This is a genomic window from Streptomyces sp. SAI-127 (genome assembly GCF_029894425.1).
In the GTDB taxonomy this organism is placed as follows: domain Bacteria; phylum Actinomycetota; class Actinomycetes; order Streptomycetales; family Streptomycetaceae; genus Streptomyces.
Genome location: NZ_JARXYJ010000001.1, coordinates 2,158,200 through 2,183,454 on the forward strand (window position 1 = coordinate 2,158,200; position 25,255 = coordinate 2,183,454).

Annotated in this window: 21 protein-coding genes and 3 pseudogenes; 4 read left to right on the forward strand and 20 right to left on the reverse strand. The window is 71.0% G+C overall.

Annotation, left to right across the window (positions count from 1 at the left end):
• Positions 1 to 19: 19 nt before the first annotated feature.
• The 16 genes from M2157_RS10170 to M2157_RS10245 form a co-directional block, all read right to left on the reverse strand.
• Positions 20 to 1,060, reverse strand: coding sequence for a sugar phosphate isomerase/epimerase (locus M2157_RS10170; protein ID WP_280861494.1), 1,041 nt, complete (start codon positions 1,058 to 1,060; stop codon positions 20 to 22).
• Positions 1,061 to 1,160: 100 nt separating this feature from the next.
• Positions 1,161 to 2,558 carry a nucleotide pyrophosphatase/phosphodiesterase family protein gene (locus M2157_RS10175; protein WP_280861495.1) on the reverse strand — a complete coding sequence of 466 codons (1,398 nt, stop codon included), beginning with the start codon at positions 2,556 to 2,558 and terminating at the stop codon, positions 1,161 to 1,163.
• On the reverse strand, positions 2,555 to 3,724 hold the full coding sequence (gene eboE / locus M2157_RS10180) for a metabolite traffic protein EboE (RefSeq protein ID WP_280861496.1): 1,170 nt from the start codon (positions 3,722 to 3,724) through the stop codon (positions 2,555 to 2,557). Before eboE ends, M2157_RS10175 begins: the two co-directional genes overlap by 4 nt.
• 3 nt (positions 3,725 to 3,727) lie before the next feature.
• Positions 3,728 to 4,576 (reverse strand): TatD family hydrolase, encoded by an 849-nt coding sequence (locus M2157_RS10185; protein ID WP_280861497.1) that lies wholly within the window; start codon positions 4,574 to 4,576, stop codon positions 3,728 to 3,730.
• Positions 4,576 to 5,310, reverse strand: coding sequence for an EboA domain-containing protein (locus M2157_RS10190; protein WP_280861498.1), 735 nt, complete (start codon positions 5,308 to 5,310; stop codon positions 4,576 to 4,578). The genes M2157_RS10185 and M2157_RS10190 overlap by 1 nt, the downstream gene beginning before the upstream one ends.
• Complete coding sequence (locus M2157_RS10195) at positions 5,307 to 6,215, reverse strand: sugar phosphate isomerase/epimerase family protein (protein ID WP_280865065.1); 909 nt, start codon at positions 6,213 to 6,215, stop codon at positions 5,307 to 5,309. Before M2157_RS10195 ends, M2157_RS10190 begins: the two co-directional genes overlap by 4 nt.
• Before the next feature lie 590 nt (positions 6,216 to 6,805).
• Complete coding sequence (locus M2157_RS10200; protein ID WP_280865066.1) at positions 6,806 to 8,179, reverse strand: SCO3242 family prenyltransferase; 1,374 nt, start codon at positions 8,177 to 8,179, stop codon at positions 6,806 to 6,808.
• The gene (locus M2157_RS10205; protein ID WP_280865067.1) at positions 8,173 to 9,369 is read right to left on the reverse strand and encodes an inositol-3-phosphate synthase; all 1,197 of its coding nucleotides are present in this window, start codon (positions 9,367 to 9,369) and stop codon (positions 8,173 to 8,175) included. The genes M2157_RS10200 and M2157_RS10205 overlap by 7 nt, the downstream gene beginning before the upstream one ends.
• A gap of 121 nt (positions 9,370 to 9,490) precedes the next feature.
• A complete protein-coding gene (locus M2157_RS10210; protein WP_280865068.1) occupies positions 9,491 to 10,840 on the reverse strand; it encodes a ThuA domain-containing protein in 1,350 nt (449 codons plus the stop codon).
• 14 nt (positions 10,841 to 10,854) lie between these two features.
• Positions 10,855 to 11,181 (reverse strand): hypothetical protein, encoded by a 327-nt coding sequence (locus tag M2157_RS10215; protein ID WP_280865069.1) that lies wholly within the window; start codon positions 11,179 to 11,181, stop codon positions 10,855 to 10,857.
• Between the two features lie 21 nt (positions 11,182 to 11,202).
• The gene (locus M2157_RS10220) at positions 11,203 to 12,207 is read right to left on the reverse strand and encodes a sugar phosphate isomerase/epimerase family protein (RefSeq protein ID WP_280865070.1); all 1,005 of its coding nucleotides are present in this window, start codon (positions 12,205 to 12,207) and stop codon (positions 11,203 to 11,205) included.
• A gap of 16 nt (positions 12,208 to 12,223) precedes the next feature.
• Entirely contained in the window at positions 12,224 to 13,426 is a 1,203-nt protein-coding gene (locus tag M2157_RS10225) for a Gfo/Idh/MocA family oxidoreductase (protein ID WP_280865071.1), read from the reverse strand.
• A 158-nt stretch (positions 13,427 to 13,584) separates the two neighbouring features.
• Positions 13,585 to 14,637 (reverse strand): substrate-binding domain-containing protein, encoded by a 1,053-nt coding sequence (locus tag M2157_RS10230; protein WP_057616215.1) that lies wholly within the window; start codon positions 14,635 to 14,637, stop codon positions 13,585 to 13,587.
• A gap of 17 nt (positions 14,638 to 14,654) precedes the next feature.
• Complete coding sequence (locus tag M2157_RS10235) at positions 14,655 to 15,674, reverse strand: ABC transporter permease (RefSeq protein ID WP_280861505.1); 1,020 nt, start codon at positions 15,672 to 15,674, stop codon at positions 14,655 to 14,657.
• Positions 15,671 to 17,191, reverse strand: coding sequence for a sugar ABC transporter ATP-binding protein (locus M2157_RS10240; RefSeq protein ID WP_280861506.1), 1,521 nt, complete (start codon positions 17,189 to 17,191; stop codon positions 15,671 to 15,673). Before M2157_RS10240 ends, M2157_RS10235 begins: the two co-directional genes overlap by 4 nt.
• A gap of 114 nt (positions 17,192 to 17,305) precedes the next feature.
• Entirely contained in the window at positions 17,306 to 18,487 is a 1,182-nt protein-coding gene (locus M2157_RS10245) for an ROK family transcriptional regulator (RefSeq protein ID WP_280861507.1), read from the reverse strand.
• Positions 18,488 to 18,685: 198 nt separating this feature from the next.
• Between M2157_RS10245 and M2157_RS10250 the strand changes: the two genes are divergently transcribed.
• Positions 18,686 to 19,519, forward strand: a complete 834-nt coding sequence (locus M2157_RS10250; protein WP_280865072.1) for an NAD(P)H-binding protein — start codon at positions 18,686 to 18,688, stop codon at positions 19,517 to 19,519.
• A gap of 5 nt (positions 19,520 to 19,524) precedes the next feature.
• Here M2157_RS10250 and M2157_RS10255 read toward each other — a convergent pair whose 3' ends face one another.
• The 4 genes from M2157_RS10255 to M2157_RS10270 form a co-directional block, all read right to left on the reverse strand.
• Complete coding sequence (locus M2157_RS10255) at positions 19,525 to 20,202, reverse strand: GntR family transcriptional regulator (protein WP_280865073.1); 678 nt, start codon at positions 20,200 to 20,202, stop codon at positions 19,525 to 19,527.
• 121 nt (positions 20,203 to 20,323) lie between these two features.
• Entirely contained in the window at positions 20,324 to 21,262 is a 939-nt protein-coding gene (locus tag M2157_RS10260; RefSeq protein WP_280865074.1) for a beta-ketoacyl-ACP synthase III, read from the reverse strand.
• Between the two features lie 145 nt (positions 21,263 to 21,407).
• Positions 21,408 to 21,545: a hypothetical protein gene (locus M2157_RS10265; protein ID WP_176742386.1), complete on the reverse strand. Its 138-nt coding sequence runs from the start codon at positions 21,543 to 21,545 to the stop codon at positions 21,408 to 21,410.
• Positions 21,511 to 22,845: an OFA family MFS transporter gene (locus M2157_RS10270; protein ID WP_266510129.1), complete on the reverse strand. Its 1,335-nt coding sequence runs from the start codon at positions 22,843 to 22,845 to the stop codon at positions 21,511 to 21,513. Before M2157_RS10270 ends, M2157_RS10265 begins: the two co-directional genes overlap by 35 nt.
• A 191-nt stretch (positions 22,846 to 23,036) precedes the next feature.
• Between M2157_RS10270 and M2157_RS10275 the strand changes: the two are divergent.
• From M2157_RS10275 to M2157_RS10285, 3 pseudogenes are all read left to right on the forward strand, one after another.
• Positions 23,037 to 23,935 (forward strand): annotated as a pseudogene (locus M2157_RS10275) (molybdopterin-dependent oxidoreductase); the annotation flags it as partial.
• Positions 23,936 to 23,955: 20 nt separating this feature from the next.
• Positions 23,956 to 24,078, forward strand: a pseudogene (locus M2157_RS10280) (NADH-ubiquinone oxidoreductase-F iron-sulfur binding region domain-containing protein); the annotation flags it as partial.
• Between the two features lie 318 nt (positions 24,079 to 24,396).
• Positions 24,397 to 25,251: pseudogene (locus M2157_RS10285) on the forward strand (2Fe-2S iron-sulfur cluster-binding protein).
• Positions 25,252 to 25,255: the final 4 nt, after the last annotated feature.

Here is a 25,255-nt window from a genome sequence, read left to right on the forward strand (position 1 = left end):
CCGCCTCACTCGTGTGCTGTCAGCACTTCTCCCGCAGCGAGTGCAGGTACGCGCTGGAGCGGCGGGCGAAGGTGAAGGACTCGGTGGGCTGGTCGTGTTCGGCCTGCCAGTGGTGGGCCAGGCGCTCGCCCTTCAGCCGGGTCACGGCGGAGATGAACTTCTGGTAGTCGATGTCTCCGTCGCCGACGTCGGTCATGCGGTAGCCGTAGGTGTTGGCCGGGTCGCTCACCCCGTCCTTGACGTGGAAGAGCGGGTAGCGGTGGGGCTGCCTGAGGACGTAGTTCAGGGGTTCGAAGGGGGCGGGGGTGCCGTCGGGCCGCTTGGAGAAGCGGAACTGTCCCGAGTACGCCCAGTAGATGTCCATCTCCAGGAACACCAGGTCGGGGTCGGTCTCCTTGAGCAGCACGTCGTAGAGACGGACCTTGGGGTTGTCGGTGGCGAAGGAGAACTCCTCGGAATGGTTGTGCTGGTAGAACTTCATGCCGCGTGCCTTCGCCGCGGCTCCGTAGGTGTTGAACTCCTCGGCGGCGCGCTTCCACGCGTCGACGGTCGAGCCGTAGCGGAACGGTCCCGAGGCGGTGCCGATGTGCTTGAGGCCGAGGGCCTGGGCGTCGTCGAGGACCTTGGTGAGGTTCTGGGCGAAGGTGTAGGCGTTGGGGTCGTCCGAGTAGTAGCCGACATGGCTGCCGATCGGGTTCAGGCCGTGGTCACGTGCCAGCCGCTTGAGCTGGGCCAGCGTGATGGGCCCGGCAGAACCCTGGGTGTAGCCGGCGAACTCGACCTCGTCGTAGCCGTACTTCTCCAGTTCGGCGAAGACGGGGGCGAAGCCGAGCGTGGAGACCTTGTCCCGGAGGCTGTAGAGCTGGATGCCGAGGCGGCCGGGGGGCAGGACGGGGCGGCCGCGGCCGGACGTCTTGCCGGCCGTCTCGGTGGCGGCGGTCGCCGGGGTCGCTGCGGCGCCCAGCAACGCGGCCGCGGTGGCACCCGCGGCCACGCCGAGCATGCCTCGTCTGGTGAGGCGGTGGGTGAGTTCGGGGTCGGGCTGGGAGATGCGGCTCATGCCTGGGGCTCCTCGGTGTCGGAGGGCGTTGTCAGTGGTGGGTGCTTCACTGGGGACCAGTCGGAAAAGACCGGTCGTGGGTGCCGCTCTTTCGCGCCGGTCAGCCGAGACCGGCGAGGTGCAGCAGGAGTGACTTCACTTCGGTGGCCGCGATGCGGTCGCCGAGGACGCGGGGGGTGGAGCAGATGAGGAGCGGACCGTCGTCGTCGCTCTCGGGGAGGCGGCCGTGGCTGCCGCGAATAGGTGACGGGTCGAGGGGCACGACCGCCATGCGATAGCGCAGGCCGAGCTTCTTGCGGGCCAGCGCGGTGGCTGCCTTGACCTTGACGTAGGGGTCGAGCGGGTCCATGAAGAGTTCGACCGGGTCGTAGCCGGGTTTGCGGTGGATCTCGACCAGCTGCGCGAAGTCGGGCGCGCGGTCGTCGTCGAGCCAGTAGTAGTACGTGAACCAGGCGTCCGGCTCCGCCACGGCGACGAGTTCACCGGAGCGCGGATGGTCGAGGTGGTGGGCCTTCTTGCCCTCGTCGTCGAGGAGTTGCTCGATGCCGGGCAGGCCGTCTAGGGCGGCGCGGGTGGCGTCCAAATCCTCGGGGCGGCGCACATAGATGTGGGCGATCTGGTGGTCGGCGACCGCGAAGGCACGGGACGCCATCGGGTCGAGGTACTCCATGCCGTCCTGTGTGTGCACCTCGAGGAGTCCGGCGCGGCGCAAGGCGCGGTTGATGTCGACGGGGCGGTCCGCGCGGGTGATGCCGTACTCGGACAACGCGACGACGGTACGGCCTTGCGCGCGGGCGTCGTCCAGGAGCGGGGCCAGCGCCCTGTCCAGGTCGGCGGCGGCTTTCAGGGAGCGCGGGTCGTCGGGCCCGAAGCGCTGGAGGTCGTAGTCGAGGTGAGGGAGGTAGCAGAGCGTCAGGTCGGGATGGCGGGTGCCCATGAGGTGGCGGGTCGCGTCGATGATCCACTGGCTGGAGACCAGGTCCGCGCCGGGGCCCCAGAAGTGGAAGAGGGGGAAGGTGCCGAGTTTCCGGGTGAGTTCGTCGTGCAGGTCCGGGGGCCGGGTGTAGCAGTCGGGTTCCTTGCGGCCGTCGGCGTAGTAGACCGGGCGGGGGGTGACGGTGAAGTCGGTGTCGGCGCCCATGGCGTACCACCAGCAGATGTTGGCGACCGTGTAGCCGGGGTGGGCGCGGCGGGCGGCGTCCCAGAGCTTGTCGCCGGCGACCAGACCGTTGTGCTGACGCCAGAGGAGTACGTCGCCGAGCTCGCGGAAGTACCAGCCGTTGCCGACGATGCCGTGCTCCGACGGGTGGGTGCCGGTGAGGAAGGTGGACTGGGCGGCGCAGGTGACGGCGGGCAGCACGGTGCCGAGCGGGGCGTGGGATCCGGACTGGGCGAGGGACTTGAGGTGGGGCATGTGGTGGAGGAGACGGGGGGTGAGGCCTACGACGTCGAGGACGAGGAGAGGGGTGGGGCCCGCCTCTTGGGGCTGGTGGCTCATGGCAGCTCCTTCAGGCCGAGGTCCGTCAGCAGGTCACGCGCGAGGGTGAGTTCGGCGGCGATGCCGTCGGCTAGCTGGGTGCGGCCGCGTGGGCGCAGTTCGGGTGGGAGGGCCTGCCAGGTGTAGGTCTCGACCTCCAGGTGGCGGGTGAGCGGGTGCGGGCCGCCGACGAGCCGGGTCAGAGCGGACTTGAGTACGGGGAGCGTTGAGGTGAGGGGTGCGGCGGGGGCGGCGTGCAGCGGGACGTGGAAGTGGGCGCGCCAGGGTGCCCCGTCGGGCAGGGCGTCGCCTGCGAGGGCCTCGCCGAGGTCGTCGGTGCCGCGGAGGCCGGCGGCCGTGCCGGTGCGGGTCTGGTGCAGGAAGCGGGGTTCGTCGAAGGCGGCGAGTGCCTCGCGGACCTCGGGGAGATGGGGGTGTTCGGCGTGCAGGGCGGCTGAGAGCTGGGACTTGACGACGGGGACGCGGGCCGCGGTGAGCGCGTCCAGGGCGGTGTGCGGGTCTTCGAAGGAGGTGGCGAGGTGGCAGGTGTCGACGCAGATGCCGATGCGTTCGTGGGCGATCGCGGTCAGCGGTGCGATGGCGTCGCCGGTGGTCTCGACGACGCAGCCGGGTTCGGGTTCGAGGCCGACGCGGATGGAGCGGCCGGTCAGTTCCTGGAGGGCGTCGAGGCGTTCGGCGAGGGTGAGCAGTGCGGTGCGGGCCTTTTCGGCGCTCGCGTCGTCGTAGGCGGTGCGCCAGGCGAGCGGCAGGGTGGAGATGCTGCCCTCGGTGACGTCGTCGGGCAGGAGTCCGGTGAGGACGCGGGCCAGGGCGGTGGTGTGGTCGAGGCGTTCGGGGTCGGCCCAGTCCGGCTTGTAGACGCGGTACTTGACCTCTTCGGCGCCGAAGCCCTCGTAGGGGAAGCCGTTGAGGGTGACGACTTCGAGGCCGCGCCGGTCGAGTTCGGTGCGCAGGTCGCGCAGCGCGGAGGGGTCGCTGACCAGGGCGTGGGCGGCGTCGCGGGCGAGCCACAGGCCGATGCCGAGGCGGTCGCGGCCGAGGCGGCGGCGGACGGGTTCGCAGTGGTCGCGGAGTTGGGCGAGGACGCCGTCGAGGGTCTCGGCGGGGTGGACGTTGGTGCAGTAGGCGAGGTGGACGGTGGTGCCGTCGGGGTGGCGGAATCGCATGGCTCACGCCCCGCCGCGGAGGATGGAGTTGCCCTCGTGGGTGGCTTCGGTGGCCGCGACGTCGAGGTTGAGCCGGCCGCTGAGTCCGTAGAAGGCGACCGGGTTCTGCCACAGCACGCGGTCGACGTCGTCCTCGGTGAAGCCCTCGGCGAGCATGAGGTCCGCGACCTTGCGGGTCTTGAGGGGATCGCTGCGGCCCCAGTCGGCGGCGGAGTTCACCAGGACCTGTTCGGGGCCGTAGGAGCGCAGGATCGCGACCATCCGCTCCTCGTCCATCTTGGTGTCGGGATAGACGGAGAAGCCGAGCCAGCAGCCGCTGTCCTTGGCCTCCTTGACGGTGGTCTCGTTGAGGTGGTCGACCAGGACCCGGTCCATGGGCAGCGCGGACTCGCGGACGACGTCGAGGGTGCGGCGCAGCCCGGCGAGCTTGTCGCGGTGCGGGGTGTGGACGAGCGCGGGCAGCTCGTGGTCGGCGGCGAGCTGGAGCTGGGCGGCGAGGGCGGTGTCCTCGGCCGGGGTCATCGAGTCGTAGCCGATCTCGCCGACGGCGACGACCTGGTCCTTGACGAGATACCGGGGCAGCTCGTCGAGGACGGGGACGCAGCGCGGGTCGTTGGCCTCTTTGGGGTTCAGGGCGAGGGTGCAGTGGTGGGCGATGCCGTACTGGGCGGCGCGGAACGGCTCCCAGCCCAGCAGGGAGTCGAAGTAGTCGAGGAAGGAGGTGGGAGAGGTGCGGGGCTGACCGAGCCAGAAGGACGGCTCGACGACGGCGCGGACGCCGGCGGTGTACATGGCCTGGTAGTCGTCGGTGGTCCGTGACGTCATGTGGATGTGGGGGTCGAAGATGCGCATCAGGACTCCTTGCCGTGGGTGCCTTCCGCGCCGTTCGGGCCGTGGTCGGCGGCCGGCGCGGGTGGGGTGGCCGTGGGGTCGGTCAGGGTCAGGACGCGGTGCAGGTCCTCGGGCACAGGACGCCCCGCGGCGGTGCGTTCGGCGGCGTAGTCGCCGAGCATGCGGGCGAGTTCGGCATCCGCGTGGGCCCGTCGGTCCAGGTCCGCCACCTCGGCGACGGGTACCCCGGTGAACAGGCACTTCAGGACGGCGTGGCGCCAGTGGTGGGGGGCGAGGTGGCGGGCGGCGTAGGGGCCGACGGCGGCGGACAGGAGCCAGGTGTCGTTGGTGCGCAGGGCGTCCTCGACGAGCGGGAGGGCCTCGGGGCCGGACACCAGATGGGGCAGGGCGTGCAGGACGGCACGGCGTTCGGCGGCGGTGCCCTGGGCGTAGACCCGGGTGAGGGCGGCGGTGTCGGCGCGGGCCGCGTGCAGGATCAGGATGCGGACGGCGTCGGCGTGTTCGGGGCCGCAGCGGCGGCCTGCCTCGGCGAGGCGCAACTCCCATACGGAGATGGGGCCGTGGGCGCCGGGGTGGGCGGCGGCCTCGTCGAGGGCCTGGTCGAGCCAGGTGCGGGCGGCGTCACCGAGACGTTCGGAGACGTGGCTGTGCAGGTCGTGCAGCGGGGTTCGGGCGAGGGTGGTGCCCTGGGTGTCCGCCGGAGAGGTTGCCTGGTGGGCGTGGGAGTTGGTCATGGGGTGCTTCCTTGTGAGAGCGCCACTGCCTGACGGAGGAACGGGAGGGAGAGTTCGGCGAAGTGGGGGCCCGCGTGGGAGTGGCGGGGCAGTTCGACGACCGTCAGGCCCTGGTAGCCGGTGTCGGCCAGGGCGGCCAGGACGGGCGGGAAGTCGATGTCGCCGTCGCCGAAGGGGAGGTGTTCGTGGACGCCCCGGCGCATGTCCTCGATCTGGACGTGGCGCAGCCAGGGGCCCGCGGCGCGCACGCACTCGGCGGGCGACAGGGGTTCGAGGCATTGGCAGTGGCCGATGTCGAGGGTCAGTCCGAGGGCCGCCGGGTCGCCGAGGGTGGTGCGGAGGTGGTGGAAGTCGGCGAGGGTGGCGAGGAGGTGGCCCGGTTCGGGCTCGATGGCGAGGGGGATGCCGGCGGTGGTGGCGGTGTCGAGGACGGGGGTGAGTGTCTCGGCCAGCCGCTTCCACGCCGTGTCCGGGTCCGTGCCGGGCGGGGTGACGCCGCTGAAGCAGTGCACGGCGTGCGCGCCGAGATCGGCGGCGACCTGGACGGCCCGGACCAGCAGGTCGACGCGGCGGGCGCGGTCGTCCGGGTCGGGGTCGAGCAGCGAGGGGCCGTGTTTGCGGCGTGGGTCGAGCACATAGCGGGCGCCGGTTTCGATGGTGACCGTCAGTCCGAGCGCGTCCAGGCGGTGCGCGAGGCGGCGGGTGCGGGCGGCCAGGTCGGAGGCGAGGGGGTCCAGGTGCATGTGGTCGAGAGTCAGACCGACACCGTCGTAGCCGAGGTCGGCGAGCAGGGTGAGGGCGTCGTCGAGACGAAGGTCGGCGAGACCGTTGGTGCCGTAGCCGAAGCGGAGCGGGGTGGCGCGGGGGGCTGGGGCGGGGTGGGGTGAAGCGAGGGGGTCGGTCATGGTGCCGTTGGGGCCTGGAGCGGGCGGGGCAGTGGTGTCGCCGCCGGGACCAGAGGTGGACCGGAGTCGAACACCGGGGCGGGCGATGGCTGCTCCGGGGCCCCGAGGGGGTTGGGGCGGAGCAACGGGGCCCGTCATGTCGTCACCGGGGCCAGAGATGGGCCGGAGTCGAACACCGGGGCGGGCGATGGCTGCTCCGGGGCCCCGAGGGGGTTGGGGCGGAGCAACGGGGCCCGTCATGTCGTCACCGGGACCTGAGGTGGGCCGGAGTCGAACACCGGGGCGGGCCATGGCTGCACCGGAGCCCCGACGGGGCTGGGACAGAGCAACGGGGCCCGTCATGTCGTCACCGGGACGTGAGATGGGCCGGAGCCAAGCAACGGCGCCGGCCATGACTGCACCGGAGCCCCGAGGGGGCCGGGGCAGAGCGACGGGGCCCGTCATGTCGTCACCGGGAGCCGGAATGGGCTGGGGCCCAACAACGGGGTCGGCCATGTCAGCACCAGGGCCCCCAGGCCGGGTCGGACCAACGCGGCCCGTCATGTCGCCGCCAGGGTCCGGAATGGGTCGGCGCGGGGAGAAGGGGTCGGTCATGTGACGCTGACCTTCCTCGCGAAGCGTCCTGCCAGTGGGGCGAGGGCGGTGGTGAGCAGTGCTGTGACGGTCGCGCCCTTCGCGCCCGAGCGGGCGGTGAGGGCGGCCTGGAGGGGGATCGTGGCTCGGATGCCGGCGGTGACGGCTCGTTGGGTGAGCGGGGGTGAGGGGTTGAGGGTGGCGTGGAGGTAGGGACGGGCGGTGGTGGCCGCGTAGGCGGCGGCGAGGGCGAGGCGCAGGACCGCGTGAGTGTCGAGGGGTTCGGGCCTGGGGCCTGGCGGGGTCATGTGATCGCCGGTCTGCCGTGGGGGGTGCGACAGCCGGGACATGGCTGCGGCGGCCAGGTTCGCCACATCCGCCATCCGGCGCGATCCGGTACCGCGTCGGCCACCGGCGATCCGGTCCGTCGGGAGCGAACGCTGTCGGGTCACCGTCCGTGTCAGTGCGGCAGTCACGGCGAGCGCTGCGAAGGGGGCCAGAGGCGAGCCGCCCTGGGCTTCGCGGCGGGACACGGTGGTGAGGGCGAGAGTGTGGGCGCCGAGCAGGGCTGCGGAGGGCAGAGCCCGACGGATGCCAAGGAGAGAGGCGGAGGTCGGGGCCCGGTGGATGCCGTCCACGACGCCGGGAACGGTTGCCGCCCCCAAGGCCGCCCGAGGCGCGTCGGCGACGGCAGTAGCCCACGCTCGGCACGCACCGCCCCTCCGGCCCACGCCGTCCACGCCGTCCACGCCAGCCCTCGAACCGAAGGGGCCCGCGCCCACAACGCCGGCCCCGGCCGTCGCCGCCGCACCGAGCAGCAGGTCCAGCCCTCGTGCCGTCGCCATGGCGAACGGTCCTGTCGGGGTGTTCTTCAGGGCGAGGTCGTACGCCCAGACCGTGCCCGCGAGTGGGACCGCGACCGTCAGGGCGGGGCGGCCCGCGCAGGCCGCCAGGGAGAGGCCAGCGCCGGTGAGGGCGCAGGCCGCGCCAAGGGCTGCCACGGGGCGGATACGGCCGGAAGGGAGGGGTCGGTGAGGGCGTTCCACCGCGTCCACGTCACGGTCGGCCCAGTCGTTGAGGGCCATGCCGGCCTCGTAGAGACAGAGGGAGGAAGCGATCGCGAGGAGAGTCCGGGCAGTGGGCCGGGCGGAGACTGCCGCCGCTCCGGCGAGGGCGTCGCCGGGGACGGTGAACAGGGCGGGCAGGCGCAGGAGTTCGGCCCAGGCGTGGGCGCGGTCGGGGCGGCTGGTGTGCGTACGGCTCGGTGGTGCGGTGAACGGTGAAGGCTCCTTGAGCGGGGGCGTGGTGGGGGTCACCGTCGTCCCGGCCCCGCCCGCGCCCCCTGCCTTGGACAGTCCCTCCGGTGCCGCGGCTCCGCTCGCCCTCACCACTGCTCCCCCGAACCATCGGCCGGCTCGGCGGAAGGGCCGCCACGGCGATCAGCAAAGCCACCGCCCCCGGAGCGTTCCTCCCGGAGCCGCTCCGCGAACCCCACCAGCCGCGCGTACTGTTCCCCCAGCCCCGCGGGGCCCTCCCCCACCGGGTCCTTGAAGTAGAAGCCCAGTTCGCTCAGTGGGCCGGACAGGCCCCTCTCGTGCGCGCGGGCGGTCAGACGGGCCAGGTCGAGTACGAGGGGTGCGGCCAGGGAGGAGTCGCAGCCCTGCCAGGTGGTCTGGAGGACCATGCGGGTGCCGAGAAAGCCGTCGAAGGCGATGTGGTCCCAGGCGGTCTTCCAGTCGCCGAGGGCGGGGACGTCGTCGATGTGGACCTCGCCCTCCGGGGTGGTGCCGAGGGTGTCGGCCAGGACGCGTTCCTTACCGGCGTTCTTCGCCGCGGCGGCCGACGGGTCGGCGAGGGAGGCCCCGTCGCCGCCGCCGAGGAGATTGGTGCCGGACCAGGCCCGGACCGTCAGGGCGCGTTGGGTGAACATCGGGCCCAGGACGGACCGGAGCAGGGTCTGGCCGGTCTTGCCGTCGCGGCCCGCGAAGGGCAGGCCGAAGGACTCGGCCTGCCGCCTCAGCGAGGGGTGGTGCAGGCCTGTCGAGGGGGTGAAGTTCACATACGCGCAGCCCGCGCGCAGGGCTGCCGCCGCGTACAGGGAGCTCGGAGGCAGGGCGTCGCCGGTGGGTGCGGGCTCGGTGGAGGCGACGTTCACCACTACCGCGCGCGTCAGCCGACACCGTCGTACGAAGGACCGTATGTCCGCGGCGAAGGCGGCGATCAGGTCCTCCTCGGACCTCGTGTCGCCGGGGAGGGGGCCGCCGGGCCTGATCTCCCGTTCCGCGGCGGCGAGTTCGGCGCTCACCGCTGTCGGCAGGCCGTGGGGCAGGACACCGCCCGCCGCCAGGACCTCCGCCCGTTTGGGCAGGGGGCAGTCCACCGTGTCGTGGCCGCCGAAGACGAGGGAGGACAAGGCGGGCAGGCCGCTTGCGGTGAAGGGTGGTGTCTCGGTGAGCAGGCCCGTCGGCGGGTGCAGGCCCGCGGTCATGGCGGCGCAGCCCGCGACGACCGTCGTGGCGACGGAGCCGCGGGCCCCGATCAGCCAGACGCCGACGCGCGGTACGGATTCGGACGCGGACATGGCAGCCTCCTTGCCGAGCACATGGGTGCGCAGACGGGTGCGCAGACCCTGCGACGAAGGGATGAACGACGAAGGGATCAAGACGGCGGGCGGGGGTCCGGCGTCCCCCGCCCGCCGCCGCTCAGTCGCCCTTGACGAGCAGTTCCTTGATCCGGATGTCGCGGAACGACACCTGGTCGTCGGCTCCGTGGTTCTGGATGCCGACATGCCCGTCACGCAGACTCCGGGCCGGATCGGTGTTGGTGAAATCGTTGATCTTCACGCCGTTGAGCCAGACGCGGAGGCGTTCGCCCTCCACGCGGATCTCGTACGTGTTCCACTCCCCCGGCGGGTTCAGCGCACGGTCGCGCTTCTTCAGGTCGGCGGAGCGGAAGCCGTAGACGGACCCCGTGGTCTTCTCGGGTACGTCGGTGGCGTCGATCTGGATCTCGTAGCCGTTGTCGACGGCGGACCAGGGGTCGTCCGAGGGCGGGAAGCCCACGAACACACCGGAGTTGTCGTCGCCCGAAGCGCTCGCCATCTTCCAGTCGAGCTTCAGGGAGTACGACCCGAAGCCCTGCCCGGAACCGGCGTACCAGAGCATCCCCATACCGCCGGACGAGGTGAGCGTGCCGTCGTCGGACCGGATGAAGGAGCCCGGACCCGCCTGTTTCCAGTCGTCCAGTGACTCGGCCGTGCCGTCGAAGAGCGGACGGTAGCCGTTCTCCGGTCGGCAGTCGGCCTGTGCGTCGCCGATCGCATACCGGATTCCGCCCAGGACATGGCCGCGGAACGCCGGGTCCGTGTACGACTCCTTCGTGTGGCCGAGGCCGGTGTAGAAGGCACGGCCGCCCTGGTAATCCTGGCACCAGGCGATGGGATGGTCGCCGTTCATGGTGCCGCCGGTGTACGAAGACTCGTCGAGGGAGGCGACGACGTGGGCCCGATCACGGGGATTGGAGCGGTAGTTGTACCACTCGTCGGTCCGGTTCCACGTCGGAGGCAGCGCTGACGTGGACGGATGGGCCCGGTCCTCGACCACCACCGTGGCCGGCTGGATCGCCGGGTGCGACTGGAAGTAGGCGCCGGCGAGGCCGCCGTAGAACGCCCAGTCGTACTCGGTGTCGGCGGCCGCGTGGATACCGACGTATCCGCCGCCGTTCCGGATGTAGCCCTCGAAGGCCCGCTGTTGGGTGGGGTCGAGGACGTCTCCGGTGGTGGAGAGGAACACGACCGCGTCGTACCGGCGCAGGTTGCGCGGGGTGAACGCGTTCGCGTCCTCGGTGGCGTCGACCGTGAAGCCGCCGGTCTCACCGAGCTGCTTCACCGCGGCGACACCGTCGGGGATGGAGTCGTGCCGGAAGCCGGCCGTCTTGGAGAAGACCAGCACGCGTTCGGCGTCCGCGGAGTGCGACGCGGCGGGTTCGGACACACATCCGAGGAGCAGGGTCGCTCCCACAACGGCCGTCGTCCATCGTCCGGTTGTGTTCATACGAGCCTCTCCTCTCAGCCGGTCGTGAAGGTCAAGTCGTCCACGTCGAACAGGCCGGCGGTGACGTTCTGGAAGGTCTCCCAGCCGCCGGCCACCGGGACGGTCGCCATCAGGACGTATGGCGTGAAGGAGATCCAGTCACCGTTCTTGAACGCCCCGGCGGGCGACGCCCCCGGAACCGGCACCGCGGCCGACTTCGCGCCGGCCGCCGCTCTGCGCCAGGGGGTGCGTCTGTGGGTCTCGATTCTGTCGGTTGGGGTGGTGCGGTCTTTCCCGTGCACGGGTGCCTCCAGAATGGGGCCGGTCGTACGGGGGTGCGGGTGGGCGGGGTGCGCCGTCATCCCGGAACTGACCAGCGTGGCTCAGTCGTTGCCTCCGAAGGCCGCGTCGAACGAGGCCGACGGCGGCTCGAAGTCGTACGCCTTCAGCCGGTTCAGTGCCTCGGGTGCGCCCTGGAGCCGGTCCATGCCGGCGTCCTCCCACTCGACCGAGACCGGGCCCTGGTAGTCGATGGAGCGCAGCATGCGGAAGACGTCCTCCCAGGGAACGTCACCGTGCCCCGCGGAGACGAAGTCCCAGCCGCGGCGCGGGTCGCCCCAGGGCAGGTGGGAGCCGAGGCGGCCGTTGCGGCCGTCGAGGCGCTTGCGGGCTTCCTTGCAGTCGACGTGGTAGATCCGGTCGCGGAAGTCGTAGAGGAAACCGACCGGGTCCAGGTCCTGCCACACGAAGTGGGAGGGGTCGAAGTTGAGGCCGAAGGCCGCCCGGTGGCCCACCGCCTCCAGAGCGCGCTGGGTGGTCCAGTAGTCGTAGGCGATCTCGCTGGGGTGGACCTCGTGGGCGAACCGCACGCCCTGCGCGTCGAAGACGTCCAGGATCGGGTTCCAGCGCTCGGCGAAGTCCTCGTACCCGCGGTCGATCATCGACTCGGGGGCGGGCGGGAACATCGCGACCAGGTGCCAGATGGCGGAGCCGGTGAAGCCGATGACGGTGTCGACGCCGAAGGCGCGTGCGGCCCGCGCGGTGTCCTTCATCCGGTTCGCGGCCCGCCGCCGGACCCCTTCCGCATCGCCGTCGCCCCACACCTCGCCCGGCAGGATGGCCCGGTGACGTTCGTCGATGATCGCGTCGCAGACGGCCTGGCCGACCAGGTGGTTGGAGATCGCCCAGCACTTGAGGCCGTACTTGTCGAGCAGCGCGCGCCGGGAGTCCAGATACGACGGATCCGCGAGCGCCTTGTCGACCTCGAAGTGATCGCCCCAGCAGGCGAGTTCGAGCCCGTCGTAGCCGAAGTCGCGCGCGAGACGGCAGACCTCTTCGAGGGGGAGGTCGGCCCACTGGCCGGTGAAGAGCGTGAACTGACGCGGCATCCTTTTCCAAGCCTCCTCAGACGGCTATCGGGGTGTAGACGGAGTTCTTCTCGGCGCTCTCCTCCACCGCCGCGAGCACCCGCTGGACCTGCAGCCCGTCGGCGAACGACGGCCTCGGGTCGGCGCCGGACGCAATGGCCTCGACGAGGTCGCGGGCCTGATGGACGAAGGTGTGCTCGTAGCCGAGGCCGTGGCCGGGCGGCCACCAGGCGTCCAGGTAGGGGTGGTCGGGCTCGGTGACGAGGATGCGGCGGAAACCGGCGCGCGCCGCGGGTTCCGTGCCGTCGTGGTAGGAGAGTTCGTTGAGCCGTTCCAGGTCGAAGGCCAACGAGCCGCGATCGCCGTTGAGTTCGATGCGCAGGGAGTTCTTGCGGCCGGTGGCGTAACGGGTGGCCTCGAAGGAGGCGAGGGCGCCGGAGGTGAAGCGGCCGGTGAACAGGGCCGCGTCGTCCACGGTGACCTGACCGGTGCCGGTACCGGAGACGGCGGACAGGCCTTTGACGGCCCCGCCGGTCAGCGGGCGCTCCCGTACGAAGGTCTCGGTCAGCGCGGAGACTCCGGCCAGTGGCTCTCCCGCCAGGTACTGGGCGAGGTCGACGATGTGCGCGCCCAGGTCGCCGAGCGAGCCCGATCCTGCCTGCTCCCGGCGCAGCCGCCAGGTCAGGGGGAACTCGGGGTCCACGAGCCAGTCCTGGAGGTAGGTCGCCCGCACGTGCCGGAGAGTGCCGAGCCGTCCTTCCGCCACCATCCGGCGGGCCAGCGCGGTGGCGGGCACCCGGCGGTAGTTGAAGCCGACCATCGCGAACCGGCCCCGGTCGAGGGCCTCTTCGGCGGCCCGGGTCATCACCCGTGCCTCCTCGACGGTGTTGGCGAGGGGCTTCTCGCACAGCACGTGCTTACCGGCGGCGAGCGCGGCGACGGCGATCTCGGCGTGGCTGTCGCCGGGGGTGCAGATGTCGACGAGGTCGACGTCGTCCCGCTCGATCAGGGCCCGCCAGTCGGTCTCGACGGCCGCCCAGCCGTGCCGGTCGGCTGCCCGGCGCACGGCGTCCGCGTCCCGTCCGCAGATCGCGGCGAGCACCGGGCGGCGGGGCAGGTCGAAGACGCGTCCGACGGTCCGCCAGCCCTGGGAGTGGGCGGCGCCCATGAAGGCGTAACCGACCATGCCGACCCGGAGCGGCGGCACCTCGGCCTCCTCTGACTGCTGCGGCTGTGCCATGCGCGATGTCCTCCTCGTCGTCGTGGCGCGGTGGGGGGTGCAGCCCGGTCCGTCGACGAACCGGGCTCCTGGGACCTGCCGTTCGGCTCGGCCGGGCCGGGGCACACCGCTGTCCGCGGCCGGCCCGGCCGGTAAGTCGGGCCCCGGCTCGGGACGCCTCACTTGAAACCGGTGGACATGTACTGGTCGACGTTGGTCTTGTCGACGACGGCCGAGTAGAGGGTGAGCGAGGCCGGGATCTCGAACTCGGAGAGGCCGCTGATGCCCTTGGACTGGCCGAGGGCGCGGGCGAGGTCGATCGCGGAGGCGGCCATGGTCGGCGGGTACAGGACGGTCGCCTTGAGGACACCGTTGTCCTGCTTGATGGCCTGGAAGGCGGACAGGGCGCCCGCGCCGCCGACCATCAGGAAGTCGTCGCGGCCGGCCTGGTCGATGGCGCGCAGTGCGCCCACGCCCTGGTCGTCGTCGTGGTTCCACAGCGCGTCGAAGCTCGACTGGGCCTGCAGGAGCTGGGCCATCTTGGCCTGTCCGGACTCCACCGTGAACTCGGCGGCCTGGCGGGCCACCTTCCGGACGTTGGGGTAGTTCTTCAGGGCGTCGTCGAAGCCCTTGGTGCGCTGCTTGGTGAGTTCCAGGTTGTCGAGTCCGGCCAGTTCGATGACCTTGGCGTTCGACTTTCCCTTGAGCTTCTCGCCGATGTAGTGGCCGGCGTTGAGGCCCATGCCGTAGTTGTCGCCGCCGATCCAGCAGCGGTACGCCTGCGGGGTGTTGAAGATGCGGTCGAGGTTGACGACCGGGATCCCGGCGCGCATCGCCTTGAGGCCGACCTGGGTGAGGGCCTTGCCGTCGGCGGGCAGCACCACCAGGACGTCGACCTTCTTGTTGATCAGGGTCTCTATCTGGCCGATCTGCTGGGCGGTGTCGTTGGAGCCCTCGGTGATCTCCAGGGTGACGTCGGAGTACTTCTTTGCCCGGTTCTTGGCGTTGTCGTTGATGGCGTTGAGCCAGCCGTGGTCGGCCTGCGGTCCGGCGAAGCCGATGGTGACCGGCTTGCCGGACGACTCGGCGGCGGCCGGCTGGTCGTTCGCGGCCGGTTCGTCGTCGCTGGAGTCGTTGCTGGTGCAACCTGCGAGGAGGGCACCGGCCCCGACGGCGGCGGTCCCGAAGAGCAGCCCTCTGCGACTGGTGAAGCGGCTCGTGTGCTCTGGCATGGCGGTGAACCCTTTCCTCAGGTCGTGCTTGCGGTACGGCGCTGGACCAGCACGGCGGCGACGATGATCGCTCCCTTGGCGATCTGCTGGACGTCGCTCTGCAGGTTGTTCAGGGCGAAGATGTTGGTGATCGTGGTGAAGATCAGGACGCCGAGCACGGAGCCGGTGATGGTGCCGCGGCCCCCGCTGAGCAGGGTTCCGCCGATGATCGCGGCGGCGATGGCGTCGAGCTCGTAGAGGTTGCCGTTGGTGTTCTGGCCGGAGCCGGACAGGATGATCAGCAGGAAGGCCGCGATGCCGCAGCACAGTCCGGACAGCAGGTAGAGGTAGAGGCGTTGACGGCGGACGTCGATGCCGGCGAGCCGGGCGGCCTCGGCGTTGCCGCCGACGGCGACCGTGCGGCGGCCGAAGGTGGTGCGGTTCAGCACCAGCCAGCCGATGATCGTCACGACCGCGAAGACCAGGACCAGCGGAGGGATGCCGAGCACATACGCGTCGCGCTCTCCGAGATCCAGCACGCTGTTGATCGAGACGATCTGCGTCCTGCCGTCGGTGATCTGCAGGGCCAGTCCACGGGCCGAGGCGAGCATGGCGAGCGTGGCGATGAACGGGACCATCCCGCCGTACGCGATGAGCAGTCCGTTGACCAGGCCGCAGCCGACTCCGACGAGCACCGCGGTGAAGAGGATGCCCGCGAAGCCGTACTCCTGGGTGGCGACGGTGGTGGCCCACACCGAGGCGAGGGCGACGATCGCGCCGACGGACAGGTCGATGCCGCCGGAGGTGATGACGAAGGTCATGCCGACGGTGACGACACCGATCACCGAGGCCTGGGTGAGGACGAGTTGGAGGTTGCGGGTGTCGAGGAACTCGTCGGGCTTGGTGATGCCGCCGATGAGGATCAGTACGGCGAGCACACCGAGGAGGGAGAGGGTGCGCACGTCGGCGCGGGCGAACACCCCTCGCCACGCGAACGATTCGTTCGCCGAAGGCACTTTGTCGGCGCTCCCCCGGGGCGGGGACACATGTTGCGTCATGACGCCGGGCTTCCTTCCATGACGAGGTCGAGTACACGGTGTTCGTCGAGCTCACGGGCGGGTGCCGTATGCACGACACGGCCCTCGCGGAGCACCAGGACGCGGTCGGCGAGGCCGAGCACCTCGGGGACCTCGCTGGAGACCAGCAGCACGGCCAGGCCTTCGTCGGCCAGTCGCCGGACGACCGCGTACAGCTCGGCGCGGGCGCCGACGTCGACGCCCCGGGTGGGTTCGTCGAGCAGGAGGACCCGGCAGCCGCGCAGCAGCCAGCGGGCCAGGACCGCTTTTTGCTGGTTGCCGCCGGACAGGGTGCGGATCGGCACGGAGGGGTTGTCGGGCCGCAGTGACAGTTCGCGGGTCGCCGCCCGGGCCGCGCCGAGTTCGGCTCCCCGGTCGATCCAACCGGCCCGGGAGAAGCGGGACATGGAGGAGACGGAGACGTTGCGGGTGACCGACTCCAGCATCAGCAGGGCCTGCGCCTTGCGCTCCTCGGGGGCCAGTCCGATCCCTGCGCGGACGGCCGCTCGGACACTGCCCGGCTTCAACGCCTTGCCGTCCACGAGGACTTGACCGGAGGTGGGCTTCCGGGCGCCGTAGACCGTCTCCAGGATCTCGGAGCGTCCCGAGCCGACGAGTCCGGCGAGGCCGACGATCTCTCCGGGGTGGATCGCGAGGTCCAGGGGTTCGAACTCGCCCTGCCGACCGAGCCCTTGGACTTCGAGGAGTGGCCGCTCGCCCTTCGCGGGGGCCGTCGGCCGGTCCGGAAAGACGTACTCGACGTTGCGGCCCGTCATCAGCGCCACGACCTCGCGGGTCGGCGTCGATTTCGCGGGCAGTCCGACGGCGACCGCCCGGCCGTCCTTGAGGACGGTCACCCGGTCCCCGATCCGGCGGATCTCCTCCAGGCGGTGGGAGATGTAGACGACGGCGACGCCCTCGGCGGTGAGGTCGCCGACGATCCGGAAGAGGTTGTCGACCTCGTCCGGGTCGAGTGCGGCGGACGGTTCGTCCATCACGATCAGCCGTACGTCGTGGGAGAGGGCGCGCGCCATGGACACGATCTGCTGCTGTGCCGCCGACAACTCCCCGACCAGGCGCGCCGGGTCGATCTCCGGGTGCCCGAGCCGTCGTAGCAGTGCGGCTGTCGACTGACGTGCCGCCTTGCCCCGTACGACGAACCCCGCCGCCGTGGGTTCGTGGCCGAGGTGGACGTTCTCGGCCACGGACAGGTGCTCCACCAGGTCGAGTTCCTGGTAGATGGTGGCGATGCCGAGGCGCATGGCGGCGATCGGCGTGCGGAGCGTGACCTCCTCGCCGCGCCAGCGCAGGCGGCCGGTGTCGGGCTGGTGGGCGCCGGCCAGCACCTTGATGAGGGTGGATTTCCCGGCCCCGTTCTGGCCGAGCAGACAGTGCACTTCGCCGGCCTGGACATCGAGGTCCACGCCGTCGAGGGCCCGGACTCCGGGGAACGACTTGGTGATGCCGGACATGCTGAGCAGCGGTGGTTCTGGTGCCATGAGGTCCCCTTGGCGGGCGTGCGGGCCGGTTTCAGGGCAGGGCGAAGCAGGAGCGCTGTGCTGAGGGGCGGATCAGAAGGTGCCGTGGCGGAAAGTGCCGTACCGAGAAGTGGCTTACGCGGGTGAGAACAGGTGGTCGCTGATGAGCCGGGCCGCGCCGATGACTCCGGCGGTGGGGCCCAACTCCCCCAGAACGATGGGAAGGTTGCCGGTCGCCAGCGGCAGTGACTGGCGGTAGACCTGGGTGCGGATCGCGGCGAGCAGGGTGTGGCCGAGGCCGGTCACCCCGCCGCCGATCACCACCAGGCCCGGGTTGAAGAAGCTGACCAGTCCGGCGATGACCTGGCCGGTCCGGTTGCCTCCCTCACGGATCAGGTCGAGGGCGGTGGCGTCACCGGCGGCAGCGGCGGCGGCGACGTCGACCGCGGTCAGGCCGCCGTTCGCCGCGAGGCGTGCGGCGAGTTCCTCGGAGCGCCCCTGCTCGACCGCCTCCACGGCGTCCCGGGCGAGGGCGGCCCCGCTGAAGTGGGCTTCCAGACAGCCCCGGTTGCCGCAGGCGCACGGGCGTCCGTCGGGCACGGCCTGGATGTGCCCGATGTCGCCCGCGCTGCCCGTCACCCCGCGGTGGACCTCACCGCCGGCGACGATGCCGCAGCCGATGCCGGTACCGATCTTGACGCAGAGGAAGTCACCCACGGAGTGTGCGACGCCCGCGTGCATCTCCCCCATCGCCATCAGGTTCACGTCGTTGTCGACCATGACCGGACAGCCGAGTTCCTGGCTGAGCGCCTCCCGTACGGGGAAGCCGTCCCAGCCCGGCATGATCGGCGGAGCCACCGGAACACCCTCGGGGAAGCGGACCGGTCCCGGGACGCCGATGCCGGCGCCGTCGAACCCCTCCGCGAGCCCCGAGGCCTTCAACTTCGCTGCCATGGACAGGACTTGCTCGAAGACCGCGACCGGGCCCTCGCGGACGTCCATGGGCTGGTTGAGATGTCCCAGGATCTCCAGCTCGGCGTTGGTGACGGCGACGTCGACCGAGGTCGCGCCGATGTCCACGCCGAGGAAACGCAGGTTCGGGGCGAGCCGGATGTTGTGGGAGCGGCGCCCACCGCGGGAGGCGGCGAGTCCGTCGGCCACGATCAGGCCCGTCTCCAGCAGACGGTCCACCTCCACGGCCAGTTTGGACCGTGACAGGTCGACCTGATCGCCCAGTTGTGCACGCGAGTTGGGTCCTCCGTCGCGCAACAGCTTGAGCAGCCGGGCCTGATGCGCGTTCGCGGGTCGAGCCGTCATGCGTCTCACGAGCCCCTCCCCGCCTCTTTCGGCCACCGGTTGCCGGTCTTTCGAGGGGAACGTAGCAGCGGCTGCCGAACCTGGGAAGAAGCTGTGCAGAGATTGATGCCGACTTTCTCCACTCGCAGGACAAAGGCGTGTCGCACTCTGGTGTCCCGGCACCCCGCCCCGCAGGATGGGCGCAAGAGAGGGGAGCACATGTTTCTGGTGACCGGTGCGACGGGGAACGTGGGGGCCGAACTCGTGCGGGCGCTGGCGGAGTCCGGCGAGCGGGTACGGGCGGTCAGCCGGTCCGGGCGGAGCGAGGGGTTACCGGCGGGCGTGGAGGCCGTGGCGGGAGATCTGAACCGGCCCGAGACCGTACGGGCCGCGCTGGACGGCGTACGAGGGCTGTTCCTGATGCCCGGGTACGGCGGCCAGCGGGAGATTCTGGCGGACGCGCGGGCCGCGGGAGTGCGTCGCGTGGTCCTGCTCTCCGGCCTGTCGGCGGGCACCGGCGACCGGGACAACGCGGTCGCCGGCTATCTGCTGGACGCGGAGGACGCCGTACGCGACTCGGGCCTCGCATGGACGTTCGTGCGCCCGACGAGCTTCATGACCAACGCGCTCCGGCTCGCTGACCAGATCCGCGAGGGCGACACGGTCCGGGTGCCCTTCCCGGACGCCCGGACCACCGACATCGACCCGTACGACATCGCGCAGGTCTCTCTGCGCGCCCTGCTGTCCGACGAGTTCGCGGGCCGGGCTCTCGAAGTCACCGGCCCCGAGGCGCTGTTGCCCGCCGACCGGGTCCGGATCCTCGGCGCGGCACTGGGCCGGGACCTGCGTGCCGTGGGACTGGAGCACGAGGAGACACGCGCCGAGATGGAGGCGGCCGGCGTGCCGAAGCCGTACGTGGACGCCTTCTTCGCCTTCTTCGTCGACGGCACCCTGGACGAGTCGGTGGTGCTGCCCACGGTGGAGCAGGTCACAGGGCGGCCGCCGCGCACCTTCGCCCACTGGGCCCAGGACCACACGGACGCGTTCCGGTGAGGTGACTACGAGCGTCGGCGAGCGTGGTACGACGTCCGCGTGTGTTCGGTGTGCTCCCGCATCAGTTCGGTGGCGCGCTGCTCGTCGCGGTCGGCGATCGCCGCGATCAGCTCACGATGCTCGATCCAGGACTGCTGCCCGCGCTGACGGGCGATCGGCGTGTAATACCAGCGCACCCGGCGATCCACCTGCCCCGCCAACTCCGCCAGGACCGCGTTGCCCGCCAACTCCATGACCGTGGCATGCAGCCGGGCATTCAGAGCCACCGCCGCATCCACATCGTCCGCGGCAACCGCACTCTCCCCCTGCGCACACAACTCCTCCAGCACGGCAATACCCGCACTGCCCGCATTCGCCGCAGCCAACCGCGCCGCCTCCGCCTCCAACAACGTCCGCACCGTCAGCAGCTGATCAGCCTCCTCATCCGTCGGCTCATGCACGAACGCACCCTGAGCAGGCCGCAGATCCACCCACCCCTCAGTGTTCAACCGCTGCAACGCCTCACGCACCGGCTGCCGCGACACCCCCAGATGCCCCGCCAACTCACTCTCCACCAAATGCTGACCCGGCTGCAGAGCACGCGTCGTGATCAGTTCAAGCAACGCCCCGTACACACGATCACGCAGCGGACCGGGACGCTCGAGCTTCGGCACGGCTCCCTGCGGCAGACCTGTCGACAACATCGCGGTCCCCCTCCTCGGCGGGCGGACACCCCCGGACACCCCTACCAGTTGCCTTTTGTCTACAGTCTACGGCGCACTGGGGCCAGGTAAACCGGGAGTCGACCGCGTCACATCCCGCATCTCACGGGCAGCGGACGACCTGCCCGGCGTACGACAGGTTGCCGCCGAACCCGAAGAGCAGCACCGGGTCCCCGGTCGAGATCTCGCCCTGCTCGACGAGTTTGGAGAACGCGAGCGGAATGCTGGCCGCCGAGGTGTTCCCGGACTCCGTGACATCACGGGCCACCACGGCGTTGACCGCGCCGATCTTCTCCGCGAGCGGCTCGATGATCCGCAGGTTCGCCTGGTGCAGCACGACCGCGGCGAGGTCCTCGGGGGTGAGCCCCGCGCGCTCGCAGGCCTGCCGGGCCAGCGCCGGAAGTTTGGTGGTCGCCCAGCGGTAGACGCTCTGCCCTTCCTGCGCGAACCGCGCCGGTTCGCCCTCGATCCGCACGGCGTGCCCCATCTCGGGCACCGATCCCCACAGCACGGGAGAGATGCCGGGCACGTCGGCCCCCTCGACGACCGCCGCCCCCGCCCCGTCGCCGACGAGCACACAGGTGGTGCGGTCGCTCCAGTCGGTCACCGCCGACATCTTGTCGGCGCCGATCACCAGCGCCCGGGTCGCCGCACCGGCCCGGACGGTGTGGTCCGCCGTGGCCAGGGCGTGGGTGAAGCCGGCGCACACCACGTTGACGTCCATCGCGGCCGGAGAGGGGATGCCGAGCCGGGCCGCGACCCGGGCGGCCATGTTGGGAGACCGGTCGACGGCGGTCGAGGTGGCGACCAGGACCAGGTCGATGTCGGCGGGGGTGAGCCCGGCGGAGGCCAGCGCCTTGGCGGCGGCGTGCGAGGCGAGCTCGTCGACCGGCTCGTCGGGACCGGCGATGTGGCGGGTCTTGATCCCCACCCGGGACCTGATCCACTCGTCGCTGGTGTCGACCAGGCCCGCCAGTTCCTCGTTGGTGAGTACCTTGGCGGGCTGGTAGTGGCCGACTGCGGCGATCCGCGAGCCGTTCATGGAGGGTCCCCTCGTTGCCTTGGGTTGGGATCCTCCAGTCTGATCAGTGACTCACGGGTACGCGGGCACGTAAGGCCACAGGAAACGGGCGCCCGAGTTGTCGGCTTCCCTCACACCCTCGGACGCCCGAACACCTTCCGAACAGTCACCCGGTGAACAGCTGGGTCGCTTTCTGTACGAGTTCGTAGAGCCCGTAGGCGAGCGGTGCGCCGACCCACACCCAGGCGAGGGCGATCAGCGGGCGCCGGTCAGGCGGACTCTGGCTGCTGTCGGACTGCGACATCGGCGGCCTCCCTCGGTGCGGGGATGTGATGGCGGGCACTGACGGGGCGGACCAGCTCGTTGGCGACGAAGCCGACGACCAGCAGCCCGATCATGATCACGAACGACAGGCCGTAGAGGGCGGCCCCGCTCTTGCCCGCGTCCTCCTGCCGGTCGGCGATCCAGTTCACGATCAGCGGTCCGAGGACGCCGGCCGTGGACCACGCGGTGAGCAGCCGGCCATGGATGGCGCCGACCTGGTAGGCGCCGAAAAGGTCCTTCAGGTAGGCGGGGATCGTCGCGAAGCCGCCGCCGTAGAAGGACAGGATCACCAGCGCGCACAGGATGAACAGCGGCTTGGAGGAGTCACCGAACAGGGCGATGAGCCCGTACATCACGGCGCCCACGCCCAGGTAGACGCGGTAGATGTTCTTCCGTCCGATCAGGTCGGACGTCGACGACCAGCCGATCCGGCCGGCCATGTTGGCCGCCGACAGCAGCGCGACGAAGCCGGCCGCCGCCGACACCGAGACCGGGGTCGACGTCTCCTTGAAGAAGTCCGTGATCATCGGCGCGGCCTTCTCCAGGATGCCGATGCCCGCGGTCACGTTCATGCAGAGCACGACCCACAGGCACCAGAATTGGGGCGTGCGCACGGCGTTGCGCGCCGAGACCTGCGGCCCTTCGAAAGCACTGGGCGCGCTCTCGACCGGCTTCTCGCTGCGCGGCACGCGCACAAGCAGGACTCCGAGGAGCATGAAGACGGCGTACGACAGCCCGTGCACGAGGAACGCCAGGGCGATCCCGGAGCTGTCGGAGCCGAAGGAGTCCAGCATCTGCGCCGACCAGGGCGAGGCGATGAGCGCGCCGCCGCCGAAGCCCATGATGGCGATGCCGGTGGCCATGCCGGGCCGGTCCGGGAACCACTTGATCAGGGTGGAGACCGGCGAGATGTAGCCGATGCCGAGGCCTATGCCGCCGACGAAGCCGTAGCCGAGGACGATCAGCCAGTACTGCTCGGTGGCCGCGCCCAGCGCGGAGAGCAGGAAGCCGGAGGAGAAGCAGATCAGCGCCACGGTCATCGCCCAGCGCGGCCCGTTGCGCTCCACGAGCGTGCCGCCGAACGCGGCGGACAGACCGAGCATCACGATGCCGAGCTGGAAGGGCAGTGCGCTCTGCGTGCCGCTGAGACCGAGCGCGGACTCGAGCGGTGGCTTGAACACGGACCAGGCGTACGCCTGGCCGATGGAGAGATGGACCGAGAGAGCGGCCGGGGGGACGAGCCAGCGGCTCCAACCCGGGGGCGCGACAGGGGGACTCATGATCCCGGACGGTAGGAACAAACAAGCTGGTTGAAAAGGCGGCGCGTCGACCGTATGCGATGAGCGGTATCCCGGACGCGACGAACGGTCGAACCGGCCGGTTTCCCGAGCCGGTCGGGTCGCGCCCGCACCCTTGCGAGACCGATACCCATACTGTAGACAATATTTCGTCGACACTGAAAGGCTTCGCCATGACCACCCCGACGGCCTGCCCCCGGCTCACCCACCCCCTGGTCAGGGACGCGCCCAACAGCCCCCTGCGGCAGGCGGGTTGGGAGGAGGCGCTGGACCGCGCGGCTCACGGCCTGGGAAGCAGCCGCGGCGCCTTCGGCATGGTCTGCTCCGCCCGCGCGACCAACGAGACGCACTACCTGGCGCAGAAGTTCGCCCGGGTCGTCATGGGCACCAACAACATCGACTCCCTGGACCGGGTGCGTCACGCCCCGAGTACCGCGGGCCTCGCCGCGGCCTTCGGGTCGGGCGGCGGGACCTCGTCGTACGAGGAGACCGTGCACACCGACGTCATCGTGATGTGGGGCTACGACGCCCGCTCGACCCACCCGGTCTTCTTCCGGCACGTCCTGAAGGGAACGGCCACGAGTGGAAGTACCGCGATTCCGAGGCCGTTTGGGACGAGCTCAGGTCGTTGTCGCAGGACCACTCCGGGATGACGTACGCGCGCCTGCGGGAGCACCGGGGCCTCCAGTGGCCCTGCCCCGACGCCGACCGGCTCGAACCGCCGTATCTGCACGGCCGGTTGTGGGAGAAGGACCCGGCGAGGCGGGGCAGACGGGCGCCGTTCGGGATCGTGCAGCACGATCCGCCGGCCGAGCGGGTCGACGAGCGGTACCCGATCCGGCTGGGCATCGCGGGGCGCCCGGACTCGTGCGGGGGCTTCGACTCCCGTCCGGGGAACGGCATCGCGTTGTCCCCGGAGGACGCCGAGCGCCACGAGGTCGTGGCCGGTGAGGAGGTGCGGGTGTCATCACGGCAGGCGTCGGTCCTCGCGTCCGTGCGGATCGACACCGCGCTCAGGCCCGGACTCGCCTTCATGACCCCGCGTTCGCCCGAGGAGGTGGACGTCGACCGGGCGGCGGTCCGGATCGATAAGACGACATCGCCCAGCTCCGGGACGTCGGGCGTGCGATGCGGGACGCCTCGATGTGCGGTCTCGGGCAGAACGCGTGGAATGCCGTGGAGTCCGCCGTGGACCACCTGGGGGTGTACGGATGAGCGGGGTGCCGCTGGGTCGCCGTGTGGCCCTTTGGCCCCCCGGGGCGTGTGGAGACATACGGCTGAGCCATACCGCTGAGCCATCTGGGCCCCTCGGGTCACGCGGGGCGTCGCGGAGCGGATGCATGACCCCCGTGCCGCTGGGTCGCCGTGTGGCCCTTGGGCCCCCCGGGGTGTGGGGGGGCGTGCGGATGAGCCGTGCCGCTGGGTCGTGGGGCCCCTCGGGTCACGCGGGGCGTCGGGGAACGGATGCATGACCGCCGTGCCGCTGGGTCATGTGGGCCCCTCGGGTCGCCGGGGGCAAGCGGGGGCGTACGGATGACCGCCGTACCGCTGGGCATCCCGCGCCGCAGGCTGGAGTTCACGATCGACGGTGAGCCCGTGCGCGTGGCGGAGGGCTCGACGATCCTGGACGCCTGCCTGGCGGCCGGGAAGGTCGTCCCGGCTCTGTGCCGTGGCGGCCCCTGGCGGCGGCGCCTGCCGCCTCTGTGTCGTCGAGATGGAGGGGGCCACGGCGCTCGTCCCGGCCTGCTCCCGCCGGGCGGAGCCGGGCATGGACATCAGGACCGGCACCGAGCGCGTCCGGCACAGCCGCAAGACGTCCTCGAACTGCTCGCCTCCTCGGCCGATCTGTCGACGACTCCGCGAGCGGCGGAGTGGATCAAGGAGTACGACGCGCGTCCGGACCGCTTCGGCTCGGACGCGGCCCGGCTCGTCGAGCCGCCGAAGCTCGACAACGACCTGTATGTGCGCGACTACGGCAAGTGCGTCCTCTGCCGCCGGTGCGTGGACGCCTGTGGGGACGCGGGAGAGAACGCCTTCGCCATCGCGGTCTCCGGTCGCGGCTTCGGCGCCCGGATCGCCGTGGAACACGACCTGCCGCTCACGGACTCCGCCTGCGTGTTCTGCGGGAACTGCATCGACGTGTGCCCGACGGGGGCCCTGTCGTTCAGGTCGGAGTTCGACAGGCGAGCGGCGGGTACCTGGCACGAGGCGTCACAGACCCGCACCGACACCGTGTGCGCGCACTGCGGAGTGGGCTGCGACCTCACGCTCCATGTGCAGGACAATGAGGTCGTGAAGGTCACCACCCCGCATGGGCAGACGGTGACCCAGAGCAGCCTCTGCAGCAAGGGCCGTTTCGGCTACCAGCACGTACAGAACCGGGACTGAGACA